At 53.1% G+C, this 14,873-nt stretch carries 15 protein-coding genes and 1 pseudogene; 10 read left to right on the forward strand and 6 right to left on the reverse strand.

Going from position 1 to position 14,873, the window contains the following annotated elements; genetic code table 11:
- Positions 1–50: 50 nt before the first annotated feature.
- From DSL70_RS22360 to DSL70_RS19905, 6 genes and pseudogenes are all read right to left on the reverse strand, one after another.
- Positions 51–227 (reverse strand): hypothetical protein, encoded by a 177-nt coding sequence (locus tag DSL70_RS22360; RefSeq protein WP_162916938.1) that lies wholly within the window; start codon positions 225–227, stop codon positions 51–53.
- Between the two features lie 2 nt (positions 228–229).
- The gene (locus DSL70_RS19885) at positions 230–952 is read right to left on the reverse strand and encodes a hypothetical protein (protein ID WP_119309737.1); all 723 of its coding nucleotides are present in this window, start codon (positions 950–952) and stop codon (positions 230–232) included.
- 66 nt (positions 953–1,018) lie between these two features.
- Positions 1,019–1,489 carry a toxin-activating lysine-acyltransferase gene (locus DSL70_RS19890; protein WP_119309738.1) on the reverse strand — a complete coding sequence of 157 codons (471 nt, stop codon included), beginning with the start codon at positions 1,487–1,489 and terminating at the stop codon, positions 1,019–1,021.
- 428 nt (positions 1,490–1,917) lie between these two features.
- Positions 1,918–2,208, reverse strand: a pseudogene (locus tag DSL70_RS19895) (integrase core domain-containing protein); the annotation flags it as partial.
- Between the two features lie 355 nt (positions 2,209–2,563).
- On the reverse strand, positions 2,564–3,205 hold the full coding sequence (gene scpB, locus DSL70_RS19900) for an SMC-Scp complex subunit ScpB (RefSeq protein ID WP_425359368.1): 642 nt from the start codon (positions 3,203–3,205) through the stop codon (positions 2,564–2,566).
- A 2-nt stretch (positions 3,206–3,207) separates the two neighbouring features.
- Positions 3,208–4,161, reverse strand: coding sequence for a DUF1403 family protein (locus tag DSL70_RS19905; protein WP_119309740.1), 954 nt, complete (start codon positions 4,159–4,161; stop codon positions 3,208–3,210).
- A gap of 125 nt (positions 4,162–4,286) precedes the next feature.
- On the opposite strand from DSL70_RS19905, the gene DSL70_RS19910 reads away from it, so the two are divergent.
- The 10 genes from DSL70_RS19910 (at position 4,287) to repB (ending at position 14,793) form a co-directional block, all read left to right on the forward strand.
- Positions 4,287–5,405, forward strand: coding sequence for a site-specific integrase (locus DSL70_RS19910; RefSeq protein WP_245418300.1), 1,119 nt, complete (start codon positions 4,287–4,289; stop codon positions 5,403–5,405).
- Positions 5,406–5,882: 477 nt separating this feature from the next.
- Positions 5,883–6,293 carry a hypothetical protein gene (locus tag DSL70_RS19915; RefSeq protein ID WP_162916940.1) on the forward strand — a complete coding sequence of 137 codons (411 nt, stop codon included), beginning with the start codon at positions 5,883–5,885 and terminating at the stop codon, positions 6,291–6,293.
- A gap of 35 nt (positions 6,294–6,328) precedes the next feature.
- A complete protein-coding gene (locus DSL70_RS19920; RefSeq protein WP_119309743.1) occupies positions 6,329–8,215 on the forward strand; it encodes a ParB/RepB/Spo0J family partition protein in 1,887 nt (628 codons plus the stop codon).
- A 104-nt stretch (positions 8,216–8,319) separates the two neighbouring features.
- Entirely contained in the window at positions 8,320–8,616 is a 297-nt protein-coding gene (locus DSL70_RS19925) for a type II toxin-antitoxin system RelE/ParE family toxin (RefSeq protein WP_119309744.1), read from the forward strand.
- A gap of 1 nt (position 8,617) precedes the next feature.
- Positions 8,618–8,926 (forward strand): addiction module antidote protein, encoded by a 309-nt coding sequence (locus DSL70_RS19930; RefSeq protein WP_119309745.1) that lies wholly within the window; start codon positions 8,618–8,620, stop codon positions 8,924–8,926.
- 316 nt (positions 8,927–9,242) lie between these two features.
- Complete coding sequence (locus DSL70_RS19935; protein ID WP_245418301.1) at positions 9,243–10,049, forward strand: methyltransferase; 807 nt, start codon at positions 9,243–9,245, stop codon at positions 10,047–10,049.
- A 443-nt stretch (positions 10,050–10,492) separates the two neighbouring features.
- The gene (locus DSL70_RS19940) at positions 10,493–11,887 is read left to right on the forward strand and encodes a DUF3560 domain-containing protein (RefSeq protein WP_119309746.1); all 1,395 of its coding nucleotides are present in this window, start codon (positions 10,493–10,495) and stop codon (positions 11,885–11,887) included.
- On the forward strand, positions 11,877–12,047 hold the full coding sequence (locus DSL70_RS22365; RefSeq protein WP_162916941.1) for a hypothetical protein: 171 nt from the start codon (positions 11,877–11,879) through the stop codon (positions 12,045–12,047). The genes DSL70_RS19940 and DSL70_RS22365 overlap by 11 nt, the downstream gene beginning before the upstream one ends.
- Before the next feature lie 515 nt (positions 12,048–12,562).
- A complete protein-coding gene (gene repA, locus DSL70_RS19945; RefSeq protein ID WP_119309747.1) occupies positions 12,563–13,762 on the forward strand; it encodes a plasmid partitioning protein RepA in 1,200 nt (399 codons plus the stop codon).
- Entirely contained in the window at positions 13,759–14,793 is a 1,035-nt protein-coding gene (gene repB, locus DSL70_RS19950) for a plasmid partitioning protein RepB (RefSeq protein ID WP_162916942.1), read from the forward strand. Before repA ends, repB begins: the two co-directional genes overlap by 4 nt.
- Positions 14,794–14,873: the final 80 nt, after the last annotated feature.

Here is a 14,873-nt window from a genome sequence, read left to right on the forward strand (position 1 = left end):
CAGTGGACCGTTCGTGAACAGAATGATCTTATTGCCCTTCTCTTCGGACTTCAAAAAGTTAACGAAGCATGAAAATGACGCCGATCACAGGATAAATAGGGCCTACTTAAAACTTTGCGACGAGCCCCTTCTGGGAAAGCTTCGATTTTAGGATCATCTCCTCTGAAATAGCTGTCAAATGCCATCAGAGCATAGTCTTGCGCATTTTCTAGATTCGAACTAGCCATTCTCAGAATCTCCTAAAGTACATTTTTTCTAAAAGGTCGGGAAGAGACGGATGGAATGAGCCGACGAATCCCGGAGTGAGCCGGTTCCCCGAATTGTCTGAAAGCCACGGTAATCGGTGCAGAATACCCGTTGTCATCGGTCCGTTTGTAGTCGTGAGGCTTGCGCCGACAAACTTTACATTCTTGCCAAGTGTAGTTTCTGGATGATTAGGAAAAACACGCCTGACACTCGTAGAATTCTTTTCATCTTCAAAAGTCACCATAAGGGGCATATCTTGTGGCGGAATCTCACAAGATCCCGAAACGCGGCCCGCCATTCTGATCAGACTTGCGGGACCTTGGCGTTCGTTTTTCTCGTACAATTTACATGCGTTAAGGAACAAAAAGTTTATCCCACCATTGCCCCCCTTAAAGGCCCCATCTCTACCTGGGATCGCCAAAAGCGCGAAAACAGATTTTCCACTTGGTAAGTCAACGATAACAGCCTCACCATAGGTCCGGCTGTTAAACTCTCCAAAACTTAACGGCACTCTATTACGCACGATGGTGAATTTCTGTACGCCACTTCCCGTGACAGGAATGCCATCCACTTCAAATGTTACATCAAGACGATAGTAGATTGTGCGACTTGGGATAAATAGCTCCAAAATCAGCCAGCTGCAAAAAAGGAGGATGGCTAGACATATTACTAGCTGTTTAATCCGTTTCTTGTTGTTGGAAGACATTCCCTCACCCTTATCTCTTCCACTGGGACTCCGACTACTTGACAATGAACCAACCCTTGGGGGCAGTTAGCTATTTCCCATCTCTTTTTGATACTTTACCTTCAACTTGCTTTGGATAGCTTCCGGCCCCGAAATCAGCACGAGCCATGGGATATCTCCGCTTGTCCAATCTTGAGGAGCAAGTTTGAACTGGGCTCCTGATTCCTTTTGGGCTTTAAGCTTTGTGTCGACTTCTTTCGATACTTTCGCCCACAGGGCCAGTCCAATCGGTATTGTCGCGCCAGTTTCTTCACCATCTCCATTCTTCACCTTGCCCCGCAAGGTCATAAACTGGTTTGCAAAGATTGCTGGAGCTATCAGCCATTCGATATCGGCAAGGCTAGCGTACCGCCATTTAGGATCCCGTGCTAGCAACATGACTGCTTCGCCGATACTGGCATGAATGGTCGCAAGAAGCATTTGCGGGGAAGGTGCTTCTCTCTTTTCAACTTTCATAATTTCTGGTTGAGTATCGCTTTGATCGTGGATTGCAGTCATTACTAAGGCCAGTTTGGATAAAATCTGATGTAAACTTGTTGCTAATTATATGATATATTGGAAATTTAGCATCTTTCTGCCAATTTCAATTTGTTTCAGTCTGGACAATTTTGATCAACATGTCACGACAAAAATTACAATTTCAGATAGGTTGAATTTTGAATGGCAAGCTCAATCGTCTAACCAGTTCAATTTTAGATAGAATTTTCTTGGGGAAAGTGGATTGCAAGAATGGCTCACCAGGGGTTGTTGCTACTGAGAGTAACACTAATTTTTCTCGATCGAGTCCATTATCGCTTCGATCGGCTCTGTTGCAAAAATATAGTTGCATCTGTTCTAGACTGACGCTTACGAAGGGAGATGGGCAGTTTGGACCTGCAGTAAGTCCCAACTTTGGACCGCCGGGAATTAGATTTTTCCGGCTTTCATCACAGTGACGGGCTGGTTACGCCACCGGGATTATGCAGAGCAATCGGGACGTTGTATCCGATTGCCGAATGAGGCCGATCCTCATTGTAGTGCTTGAGCCAAGTCTCCAACTTTTCGCGCGCATCCGCAAGGGTCATGAACCAATTTGCATTCAGACATTCTGAGCGAAGCTTGCTGTTGAAGGCCTCAATGAAGCAATTGTCCGTTGGTTTCCCTGGTCTTGAGAAGTCCAGGACCACCCCGTCTAAATGGGCCCATAGGTCGAGATCGCGGGAGCTGAACTCACTGCCGTAACACCTTCGGAATGATGTTGATTTGAGGTTATGATTGCCTGCACAGCCCTAAATAGCGTAGCAGGCGATCATAGCCGCACCTCAGACCAAACTATCAAAATATGGCAACGCCAGATTACGCCGCTCATTATCGATGACTAATGACCTCGATACAGGCATCAAGGAAGCGCAATTTTTGCATTGCGTCGCCTATTGGCAAAACGCTTGTCGGCTCAGCCTGTGATCTGCAGTTCGAATGCCACCATTTGTGACCATTTTTCGCTTGCATTTGTTGAGGCGTTGGCTCACTTCCGACACAGTTGTCTTGCCCTTGGTTGAACGATGCAGAAACCTGCCGTGATTTCTATTGTGACTAGTCGACGGATCGCCCGAGCAAGCCGGCGTCTTCGAGCGCTTCCATATCCGGCAGGTCTCTGAGGGTCTCGAGTCCAAACACGATCAGGAAATGCTTTGTCGTAATGTAGCTATAGGGCGCACCGGGCGTTGGACTTCTCGGCCCTGAGGCAATGAAGCCGGCTCCGCGCAGATTGCCGATCAGATCACGGGACACGTCCTTGCCGAACAGTTTGGTCAATTCATTGCGGGTGATGGGCTGGAAATAGCTGATCGCGGTTAACACAGCGGCCTCAAATTGGGATAGTTTGGCAGCGGTAGAGCGTGTGGGCGCGTTTGATGCCCGAATGGCCTCGGCAAACCGAGCCCGGGTCCTGTGCTGCCAGCCTCCGGCGACAGAAACAAGCTCGTAGGGTCGATCACGCAAGTCCTCGATGAGATCCTCAATCAGCAGATCGACGCTGCAATCCTTCCCAACGACCCTTTGTAACTGCTCGCGAGAAACCGGTTGCGCAGAGGCAAAAATCACGGCCTCAACGCGCAGCATCCATTCCCGCCAGCGCAGCTGCGCTGGTAGATCAAGGAGCTCCCGATCAAGAAGGGTATCGTCCGATGCCGGGCTGTTTTGTGCCCCCCTGCCCTTTGCATGCTCTCGTCCCATCATCACAGTCCATATATCTTGAAGGATGCGCGTCCGGACAATTCCCTGATCGCCCCCAAATCCAGCAATCGCTGGAACAGGCGCCGGCTGGCCCAACGCGATAAATGAAACCCGGGGGCTGATGCCAGCAGGGCGTCGTCATCAAGCAAGGCCTTGATAACAGGTTCGGCTCCTCTGGTACGAAGCTTTGGCGCCATCGCAACAAGGCAGTCAGCGCGACGCGCGATTGGTCGGGCCGATTGCAAGGCATGGTCTGCCGCATGGATCAGGGACAGGCACACGGCTCGCTGAAACGCTGTCTCTCCTGGCTGCACACGCCGGGAGTCTGCCGGAAGGCGAAAGGCTTTGGCATAGCGCTCGGTGACCAGCAGCGGCACGGGGGAGTGCCAGCCAAGCCTTGAGGCAATCAGCCAGTCTCCCAGCAACCAGGCGAGACACTCGGCATCGGGTCTCAAGGCCATCGCTGATGCCAACAGGTCTGCTACCGCAAAAGGCACAGCCTTTCGTACCTGCAGCGCGTCGTCAAAGAGAGTGACAAATCTGGCAAGCGCGTCATCCCAGGGCACACCGAAGGCGTCAGCCAACCTCCGGAGCGTCTTGGTATTGACCGTCCCGTTTGATTTGGTCCAGTTCCTGTAGCCAGTGGCGATACGGCCAGCCGGGCCCGGATCATCCCCCGGGGCCGTGAGCAGGAGCATGTCTCGCAAGGCCGCAGCTTCCTGGCGACGCCCCATCATTTGCGAGGTCACAACCGCACAGGTGAGGGCTTGGCGTGCCCGCCAGCAACCGGCCCAAATCGGTTCACTTTTAACGAGATTATCGAGAGAAGTGAGGGCGATACCGGCAGAAAAAGCCGCGTCTGAGAGAGACAGGTGGGTTTCATCCATACGTCCCCAATGCGGGATTGCAGGGATCTCGCCTGGTATGATTGGCGGTTGAGACAGCGGGAAAGTCATGCACAGGGCAGCCAATTGATGAGCGGTTTATAAGGATAATATTGCATAAAAGCGCACAGCTTGTCTAACGATAAGAATGAATGATAATGTTGCATTATCAGTCGTTTTTCGATAGACATGAAATCATGGCCCCTGATAGCGAAAAGTTCGACCAAATAGCCCCAAACGCCTCTGTGCCCGACGAGAACGGCACTGCGGATAAAGCTGCGCCCACAGAGAAACATGGTCATGGCACATCAGCCCTCCCATCCTCTCCCCAGCCCCATCTGGCACCCCTGATCGATCGTGCCCGGGACTATGTCGAAGCGGCATCCTCTGCCAATACCCGGCGCGCCTACGCATCCGACTGGAAGCACTTTGTCGGTTGGTGCCGCCGCAATGGCGTCTCCGCGACGTCAGGAGAGCCTCAAACGGTTGGCCTCTATATCACGGCCCTGGCTTCAGGAGAGGCAACCCCGACCAAGCGCCCGGCAGCGGTTACCACCATTGAACGTCGCCTGTCAGCCATTTGCTGGAACTATACGCAGCGAGGTCTGCATCTGGAGCGCAAGGATCGCACGATCGCCACCATTCTCGCCGGCATCCGTAATCGCCATGCTGCTCCACCACATCAAAAGGAAGCCATTCTGCCGGAAGATCTCATGAAGATGCTCGACACCCTTGATGCGGGCAGCCTCAGGGGCCTTCGGGACCGAGCCATGCTGCTGCTCGGATTTGCAGGTGGGCTCCGGCGCTCGGAAATCGTCGCCCTTGATCTCGGCCGGGACCAGACAGAGGATGGCAACGGCTGGATTGAAATCCTCAATGATGGTTTGCTTGTTACCCTGCGTGGCAAGACAGGCTGGCGAGAAGTAGAAATAGGCAAAGGCTCTTCGAGCGCGACCTGCCCTGTCGAAGCCGTGCAACAGTGGATCAAATTTGGCAAGATCGCTCACGGTCCGTTGTTTCGCAGGGTGACTGGCAGAGGCAAGAGGATTGGGCCGGATCGCCTCAATGCGCAAGAGGTGTCCCGCCTCGTCAAACGGACGGCCGCAAGAGCAGGTATCCGGGGAGATCTCCCTGGGGAAGAACGCGAGAAACTCTTTGCCGGCCATTCCCTGCGTGCCGGTCTGGCGTCCTCCGCAGAAATAGACGAACGCTACGTTCAAAAGCAGCTCGGTCATGCGAGTGCTGAAATGACGCGCCGTTATCAGCGCCGAAGAGATCGGTTTCGTGTCAATCTGACCAAAGCGGCGGGGCTTTGAAGACTATCTGGTAGCCGTTCAGCTGTTACCAGCAAGGGCTTTCGGGCGTTCGCCGTTTTGGGATGTCGCTCATGGTAAGTCGTTTTCTCAGTATTCCTGCCATGAAGAGCAATCGCAGGCACCATCGCCGGCAAGCGGCGACCGGGCTCTAGTCGCTTTGCTCCCCGAACCCCTGCGGGTTTCGGCCATGGGGTTACGATCCCTTGGTGATGTATTTGCCACCACGGCTGAAGACACTCTTCCCTCCCTACATCGGGCGCGTTCCCTTGGGGCCTATGGCCCGTTGGTAGGGCGCAATGCGCCCTTCTCCTCCCTGTTCTCTGGCTAGGGCCAGATCAGCGGCAAGGCTAAACAGCTGCGCTGCATCCGATCCCCCTTCCTCCATTCCCTGCGGTCATTGCGTGCAGGCGGTCCCCTCACCGGCGTTCGGATCTACTGGCCTTGCCCCTGCCCCGGCCTGTCGCACGACGAGAGAATGTGAAAGGCGAGCAAACGAGCCGCCAGCTACAATCCAACCGCATCGAGGTATGCATCATGACTTTCATCCCAACGGCAAAAGGGTCGCTCGACCCCAAAACTATAAGTTCCAGTAAGCCGCTTTCATTTGGCAATCTGATCGATCTGGTTCAGACCCTGCCTGACTTCAAACTCAAACAGGGACAGTTCATTCCAAGCCATAAGAAGATTCTCTATTGGACACACCGTGGCTACGACAGTTTTGAGCTTGAGAATGGTGGCCGACTGATCACCTACAAATTCATTCCTCATGATGATGATGCAGACGAGTTGATCGGTCTTTCCTTCCAGACTGCCGAAGCGTTCCTCGTTCTCTTTCTTCAAACCGGCTGGCGCGATACCGCATTCGCCGCCGCCAAAGACCTCGCCTGATCCAATTCCCAATCCAAACACATAGGGTATGCACCATGACAAAGAAATCTGCTTCCAAAACCATCGCCAACTTCCCGCTTTCCAAGCTGGTCCTCTCACCTATCAACCCGCGTCAGGACGTGGACGCCGCAGACATTGAAGCCCTCGCCCAATCCATCAAGGCTTGTGGCCTCCTGCAGAACCTTATCGGCATCAAGGAGGGTGACACAATCGGCATCGTGGCCGGGGGACGCCGTTTTCGTGCCCTCACCCACCTACTCGAAACCAATGACATTCTGGCAAGCTTTCCGGTGCCTGTTCGCATCGCGGATGATGAAGAGCAGGCCCTTGAATGGGCCAACACCGAGAATAACGCCCGTAAAGACCTCAACCCCGTTGAAGAAATCAAAGCCTATGGCACCATGGCGCAGAAAGGCTTCACCTCTGAAAAGATTGCGATTGCCTTTGCCCAGACCGTGCGCCACGTCAAAGGTCGCTTGAAGCTGGCAAACCTTGCCCCTTGCATTCTTGAAGCCTTGACAAAGGGCGAAATCACTCTCGACACAGCCGCCGCTTATACCGTCTGTGATGATCAGGAAAGACAGGCTGACATTTTTGAAAGCCTTAGCCATTCATGGGGAGGTGATAACGCTCGCACCATCAAGCGGCTTCTGATGGAAGAAGCCAACACCGCCACGGATCGCCGTGCCCGTCTTGTCGGCCGGGAAGCCTATGAAGCGGCTGGTGGCAAAGTGCGCGAAGACCTGTTTGGGGAAGAGGTCTATTTCCTCGACTCCGATATCCTTGAACGTCTGACCCGCGAAGCCCTTGAAGCCGAGCGCCAGACCCTTCTGGCCGAAGGCTGGAAATGGGTCGAAGTCGGGGAGGATATGATGTCCTACGATGAACGGGCCAAGTTTGACCGCCTGTACCCGACCCCATTCTCTCTTTCAGAAGAAACCCAACGCCGCTTTGATGCTCTGATGGTCCTCTATAACGAAGGCAAGGCAACCGAGCTGGAAGTCGAAGAGTTGACTGGACTGGAAGAGGTTCAGAAACCCCAATTCCTCCCTGTTGATATGGACTTCTCAGGCGTTTACCTCTGGCTTGATGGTCAAGGCACGATCCGTGCAGACGAAGGCTATGTGCGACCTGAAGATCGCGAGGGAGCGGTCAAAGCTGGTCTTCTGGCAGAGAGCGAGGCTGTCGCAGAACCCGCCGTGATCAAGGAAGAAAAGCCGGATCATTCCCAAGCCCTGCTTGCTGATATGGCCGTAATCCGTACCGGGGCGTTGCAAGCAGCCATTCTCGAAGACGACGACCTTGCCAAGGACATTGCCATCTTCGCCATGGTGACAAAGGCTTGGGAAAGTGCCCTGCCCTGTGATATCGCCTCTGGTCTCGCGCAGAACGAAGTTGAGGAACATGGCCAGACCCTGCCTGAGGCTTTGACTCTCGGGCTCGACTGGAACCGCCCAAGCGCCAATGTCGTGGCCGAGCGGTTTGCAGCCTTTCGCAAGAAGACAGATCAGGAAAAGACCGATATTCTAACCGCTGCTGTTGCTCGCTCTTTGACCGCGAACATCCATGTTGGCAATCCTGTCCCTTTTGTGGACCTGTTAGCTGACACAGTGAAGCTCGATGTCCGCAACACATGGACACCCAACAGCACCTTCCTTAAACGCCTCAAGTCGCCTCAATTGGACGAGATCATGAGCTTCATTGATAGCAAGCCTGTTTCTGCCAACTTTGCCAACATGAAAAAGAGCGACAAGGTGGCACGGCTCCATGGCCTGTTCAACAATGAAGAGGACCGCAACGGCCTTTCACCAGAGGCAAAGGACCGCATTGCATCCTGGGTGCCGGACTGCATGATCAACCAGCCCTTGACCCTTGAGCAGACCTCCTGCCAAGAAGAAGACGAGCAAGACCTCGCAGCCTAAACCAGCAGTCCCGCCGCGACCGGACACAAAAGTCTGGCGCGGTGGGTTCCCTCTTGAATTGAAGACACCGATTTGATAGATTGTAGCCTGTAGGATACAGTTAAATGATTGAAGTGAGACAAACAGAGGTATTTGAAAAATGGCTGAGCCGTTTGAAGGATACCAGAGCGAGAGCCAAGATATTCGCTCGCTTGAGAAACGTAAGCTTGGGGAATTTCGGGGACGTGGAGCCAGTTGGGCAAGGTGTCAGCGAACTCAGAATTCATGAAGGCAAAGGCTATCGGGTTTATTTCGTGCAGAAAGGTGACGTTCTAGTCATTCTACTATGTGGAGGTGACAAGAAATCCCAGCAGCGAGACATCAATGAAGCCAAGCGCCTTGCAGAGCAATGGAGAGATTGAAATGCCATTGAAGACAACGCTGTTCGATGTTGCAGACTATCTGACGACTGAAGAAGACATAAAGGCATATCTCGACGAGGCTTTGGCTTCTGGTGATAGCCGCCTTGTTGCCGCCGCGCTCGGTGACGTTGCCCGTGCGAAGGGAATGACCAAAATTGCTGAGGAAACCGGTCTATCTCGTGAGAGCCTTTACAAATCTCTCAGTGACAAAGGAAATCCAGAATTTGGGACCGTATTCAAGGTGCTGAAGGCCCTCGGCTATTCTCTGCATACCGGAGACGCCGTTGCGGACATCAGAGAGGCGTCCTAACCCGTCCGACATATTTGAAGCTCTTGCATTGCATACCCCGCGAGAGCTTCAGAAAGCCCTTCCCGGTTTGGTTCGGGAGGGGCTTTTTTTGTGTCTTGGACCAGAAAACCAGAAGCGGGAAATGGAAGGGCGCAAAGCGCCCTGCTCTATCCGTGTTCCTCTGGCTTGGGCCGTAGCGGGGTCAAGGCTGAACAGCTGCGCTGCAACGTGTCCCCTTCTTTCATTCCCTTCGGTCATTGCGTGCAGGCGATCCCCTCACTGGCGTTCGGCGCTTATGACCTCGACCCCGCTCCGGCCTGTCGCACGACGAGAGAAAGTGAAAGGCGATCAAACGAGCCGCCAGTTCCAACTCGAACGCATAGGGGTATGCATCATGAAACTCACCAAAGCACAGACCAAAGCCCACAACGAAGCTGAAGCCATCCTGACCAAAGACCGCCTGACTGATGACGAAAAGCTTTTTGTCCTCGACAACTGGCAGGAAGGCGCAAGCCATAACAACGCCTATGCCGGTGCATTCTTCACGCCTAGCGGTCTTGCTCGCGACTTTTCCCTTGAAATTATGAATGGCCATGTCATCGACCTTTGTGCTGGCATCGGGGCTTTGTCCCTTCATGCCCTTTGGTCGGGCCGCGTCGAAAGCCTGACGTGCGTAGAAATCAATCCTGCCTATGTCGAGATTGGCAAGAAGATTGTCCCCGAAGCCAATTGGATTTGTGCATCTGTCTTTGATTTTGCCCCTACCCGTCGCTTTGATTGTGCCATCAGCAACCCGCCGTTTGGTAAGGTTCGGACCCGTTCAGAAAAAGGAATGGATTTTGAGTTTCAAGTGATCGAAATTGCATCCCGCATGGCTGAGTTTGGTGCTTTCATTCTACCCCAGACCTCAGCCGGTTTCCGCTACTCTGGCGAACGCTACTATCTGCGCTCCGAAAGCCGGAAGTTCAAAAGCTTCTCGGAGAAGACCGGGATTACCATCGAGCCGGGATGCGGCATCGATACCGAAATCTATCGTGGCGACTGGAAAGGGGTTTCCCCCAGCGTCGAGATTGCGGTTTGTGAGTTTCCCGCTCCTACCATTTCCGTGCCCTTTCAAACAGACCTGTTCGATATGGTGGCATAGGCTGGTTGGCTCGGAGGGGTGAAAGCCCCTTCAGAGCAGATCGCCTTGGGGCAAACCCAACCGGATCGACCGGCTGGCTTTGCCTCGAGGGGGCCACACCCGCCCCTCGAACTCCCCTCCGACCGGGCTACCGGTAAAGGTGAGGCGGAACATTCGACCCTTTTGATCCTCCTTTCCTCGCCGTTCTTATTCCACCATCCAAAGGCTAATCGGGGAAGGGCGCTCGCGCCCTGCTTTGTCCCTGTTCTCTGGCTAGGGCCAGATCGGGGTCAAGGCTGAACAGCTACGCTGCACCGCGTCCCCTTCCTTCATTCCCTACGGTCATTGCGTGCAGGTGATCCCCTCACTGGTGTTCGGCGCTTGTGACCTTGACCCCGCTCCGGCCTGTCGCACGACGAGAGAAAGTGAAAGGCAATCAAGCCGAGCGAACAAGGAGCATGTCAATGTCGAACACCGAAACCAAAATCGAACGCGTTGAAGGCGTAGAAGCCACCTATTCCCCCGAGGACAACAAACTTCGCCTCTATTCCGATAGCAGATTGGATACGGCTACCTACGCGCTGGTGACGAAAGAAGGATTCAAATGGGCACCCAAGCAGGAGCTTTTTGTAGCCCCGAGTTGGACCCCTGCCCGCGAAGACTTCTGCCTTGCGATTGCTGGTGAGATCGAGCCAGAAGGCACGACCCTTGCCGAGCGCGCCGAGATGAAAGCCGAGCGGCTGGACGCCATCGCCACTAACAAGACCCGCAAGGCCAATGCATTCACCGCCACTGCCGACACGCTGTCCCGTGCTTTCGAGTTCGGCCAGCCGATCCTTGTGGGGCATCATTCCGAGCGCAAGGCACGCCGGACCCAAGAGCGTATGCATAACAATATGAGCAAAGCCGTTGAGAGCAGTTGTGCGGCTTCTCACTACCTCTACAGAGCCGAGAGCGTGCAGCGTCATGCTGACTACAAAGCGCGGCCCGATGTACGCGCCCGCCGCATTAAAACCCTACTCGCTGATCTGCGCGACCATCAACGCACGCTTAACAGCTACGCCAAAGCGCTGGAAATTTTCCAAGCAAACCTATCGCATAAGCTCATTATAAAGTTGGTTGGCGTCGGTCAAATCGGGACCGTCTGCATTGCCCCCTTTGGCACATGGCAGAGAATGGTCGATGGAGAGATCGACCCGCAAGCCTATCGGCTCGACATGATCGAAAAGCTTACCCGCCTTGTAAATGACAGCATTGCCCATCGCTGGATTGAGCATTTGTTGAACCGTCTTGCCTATGAGCGTGAGCTACTGGGAGACGTGGTGCGCTTCGAAAACGCTCTGACCCCAACCATCCTTCAGGCTTTTGCCCGGGAGCATGGAGCCGAGAAGCCGAAGGCAACAAGGACGGAGGAGGGGAGCTTCAAACTCGAATGCCTTGTCCCGCTGCCTCTTCATCTGGTCGGCGGCACGTCTACCAAATACCTCATCCTGTCTGATGATGCTTGGCGCGACCTGATGCAGAATACCGGTTATCAGGTACCAGCCAAGAAAACCGCTAAGCCTTCTATCCTCAATTTCAAAGCCGAGACGCTTGATTCCGAGAACGAGTATCATCCTGGAGAAGTGATAACCTACACTCAGATCGAACTCACCAAGGCTGAATACTCCGCCATTGCCTCCTGCTATCGCGGCACCCGACTTTCCAAATGCAAGACGTTCCGCTTCAAGACCTGTCTAGACCCACGCAAGCGGCGGCCCGGTCAGTATCCGCAATGGGTTGCTGTCTATCTCTCTGACAGCAAGACCCACCCGATCCCGGAGAGTTTGCAGACTGAAGAGGCCAAAGATGCTGCGTAAGCCGGAGCCAGTCAAGAAGGACACGGCGCGAAGGCGCCGTGACTTCATCGCCATGCAGGAGCCAACCCGCAAGCGCTCGATCTTCGTTCTTTATGAGAACGGGCGAAGCGTCGATGTCGCGTCGGACCTTCGAAGTGCCAAGCGGTTCATGAGAGGATGAGTCCTGCCGCTACGAGACGAGAGCGAAGGGCAGGGGGCAAGCATCGCGGCGCAATTCCTGTCGCGCTTCCCGCGCCTGGAATTGCGCCCTCGCTCCTGTTGTCGCTCATCGGCTTTATATGGTAGGAATGTGTGAAAACAAAAAGAGGTTAGCTAACCCCCTACTTAACACATTGAATTTATTATCTATGGTGACTTTGGATGGCCAAAATGCAAGACAAAAAACTCGATCCTAAGTAACTTACCGGTGATGAGTATAATCGGTAGGCTACAGGGAGAATCGATTCTGACATATTGAGACTTAATTGAACTCTAGGGGGAGAGTCCACTGTTATCCCTCAGGCTGGGATCTCGAAATATTTGCTATGTTTTCATAAGGTTAAACCGATATTAACTCTCTATTAACCCTATCTTGCTTGACAGGATGGGACTCCTCAAACATGATCTGCTTACGATTTTTTGCGGGCCTTGATCTATATTCCGTAATTTTTTGGTCTGCTAGGAGATGGCTACGTTATGGACGCTGTTCAGGAAACAGATACGGAAGAGTTTCTTTCTGAAATGTCGTTGCTGTTGAATCAACAGATCAATCGCATTTGGACCGCAACTTATCCGCCCGAAGCCAAAAAGACCCTAAGGTCTTTTACGGCCAAGGAAGCTGCGTCGCTTATTGGTGTAACAAGCACCAGATTGCGACAACTGGAACTGGATGGTGAGATTCCGCCAGTTGCTCGACTGGGGAATTCGGCTCGACGTTATACTCTCTCTGATATTGACGACATTCGTCAATACTATGCCACTAAAAAGGCTTCCGATGCATTGAGGTTCCTTCCACGCAGACAGGGCGAGGAAAAACTACAGGTCATCACTGTCGCGAACTTCAAAGGTGGGTGTGCCAAGACGACAACGAGCATTCATCTGGCACAGTATCTCGCATTGAAGGGAATGCGTGTTCTTGCAATTGATCTAGATCCACAGGCGAGTTTGACCGAGACATTCGGGATCCGAGCTGCGATTGATGTAGGGTCGATGGAATCGATTTATGGGGTGGTTTGCTACGATGAAGAGCGCCCGGGGATGAAGGATGTGATCCGAAAATCCTATTTTCACGGGTTAGACTTCATTCCGGCACATGCTGAGCTGAACTATTTCGAGCACGAAACACCTGGAGCAATTTCCAACCCTGAGTTCGTTGGGAAGTCGCATTTTGTGCGGCGGATCGCGACAGCTCTCGAGACGGTTGATGAGGATTATGATGTCGTCATCCTCGATGCTCCCCCGCAGCTCTCCTACATGACACTGAACGCCATTTATGCAGCGACGGGATTGATAGTTCCCGTCCAGCCAGCGATGATTGATGTGGCGAGTATGTCTCAGTTTCTGTCGATGTTGGTCGAGATGCTTTCGGCTTTTAAAGACGCAGGGACGCCATTTGCCCATGACTTCTTCCGGTTGCTGATCACCCGGCACAATCCGAACGATGTACCTCAGACCACACTGGCCGCGATGATGCGCTCACTGTTTCTCGATAAGATCATTGGGACTACTGTGCTTGACACGACTGCAATTGCAAACGCCGGTCTTGAGAACAAATCGCTGTATGAACTGAACCGTAATGACGTTAGTCGCGACACTTACATTCGAGCGATTGACTCTGTGAACGCGGTAAACGGTGAGATCTTCGATCTGCTTGAAAAAGCATGGGGGCGGAAATGAGCGCAAATGATAAGAGGAAGCAGAAGCTTAGTGCCGCTTACGATGTGTCTGATCGCGCCGCCCTGCTTGAGAGTGCAAAGAAAGACGCTGGTCGCCGGTCAGCGGCTTCCATCCCTACACAAGCGCTTAAGACCTCAATGACTGCGATCGAGCAGCGTGTGATAGAGCTTCAGAGCCAGCTCAAAGAAACCGCGTTTCAGATGATCGATCCTCAGAAGATTCTTGATTCCGCAGTCGCTGATCGTTTCCCTTGGAGCGAAGACTCTGAGGAGTTTATCGCACTCAAGCAGTCGATCCAACAGGAAGGACAGAAGCTTCCCATTCTTGTTCGGCCTCATCCTGAGAAGTCTGGACACTTCCAAGTTGCCTACGGCGCGAGGAGGGCTCATGTCTGCCGCATACTCGGCATGGAGGTCAAAGCCTTTGTGCAAGAGCTTTCGGATGAGGAGCTGGTCATTGCCCAAGGCATTGAGAACAATGATCGTACAGATCTGTCCTTTATCGAGAAGGCGCTCTATGCGAGGTCGTTGCAAACATCTGGATATACCCATTCCGTAATCGGGAAAGCCATCGGTGTTCAGGATAAAGCCAACCTGCGAAAGCTATTGCGCATTGCTGATGCAATTCCCAATGAGGTTTGCCATTTGATCGGAAGCGCAAATAGCATCGGACTTCCTCGCTGGTCGACCCTTGCTGATGTGTTCGTGGACCACCCAAATGTTGCTGAGGATGCTATTGTTCAGGCTTCGGACTCTGCTGCTTGGAAAAAGGCAGACAGCAACGGGCGCTTCGGCATCGCTCTCAAGGTGGCCCAACGCTCCAAGCTGAAAAAGGCGACATCAACGAGTAAGCGCACCACTGAGTTCTTCCAATCAGGAAAGGGCGAAAGGATCGTGAAATTTTCGGAGAAGACCAAGACCTTGGACTTCTCGATCGATCGCTCTACCGGTGAAGGTTTTGCTGAATTTCTTAGACGAAAGATGGAAGCGCTGATCTCTGAATACGAAGCAGAGAAGGGAGCAAAGCGATGATCTGATCTGAGGGAAACGAAAAACCCGTCAATCGGCAAATTGACGGGTTTGATTCGATAGACAAAAGCGACCTACTTTAG

The sequence above is a fragment of the Cohaesibacter haloalkalitolerans genome (genome assembly GCF_003574655.1).
GTDB classification, from domain to species: domain Bacteria; phylum Pseudomonadota; class Alphaproteobacteria; order Rhizobiales; family Cohaesibacteraceae; genus Cohaesibacter; species Cohaesibacter haloalkalitolerans.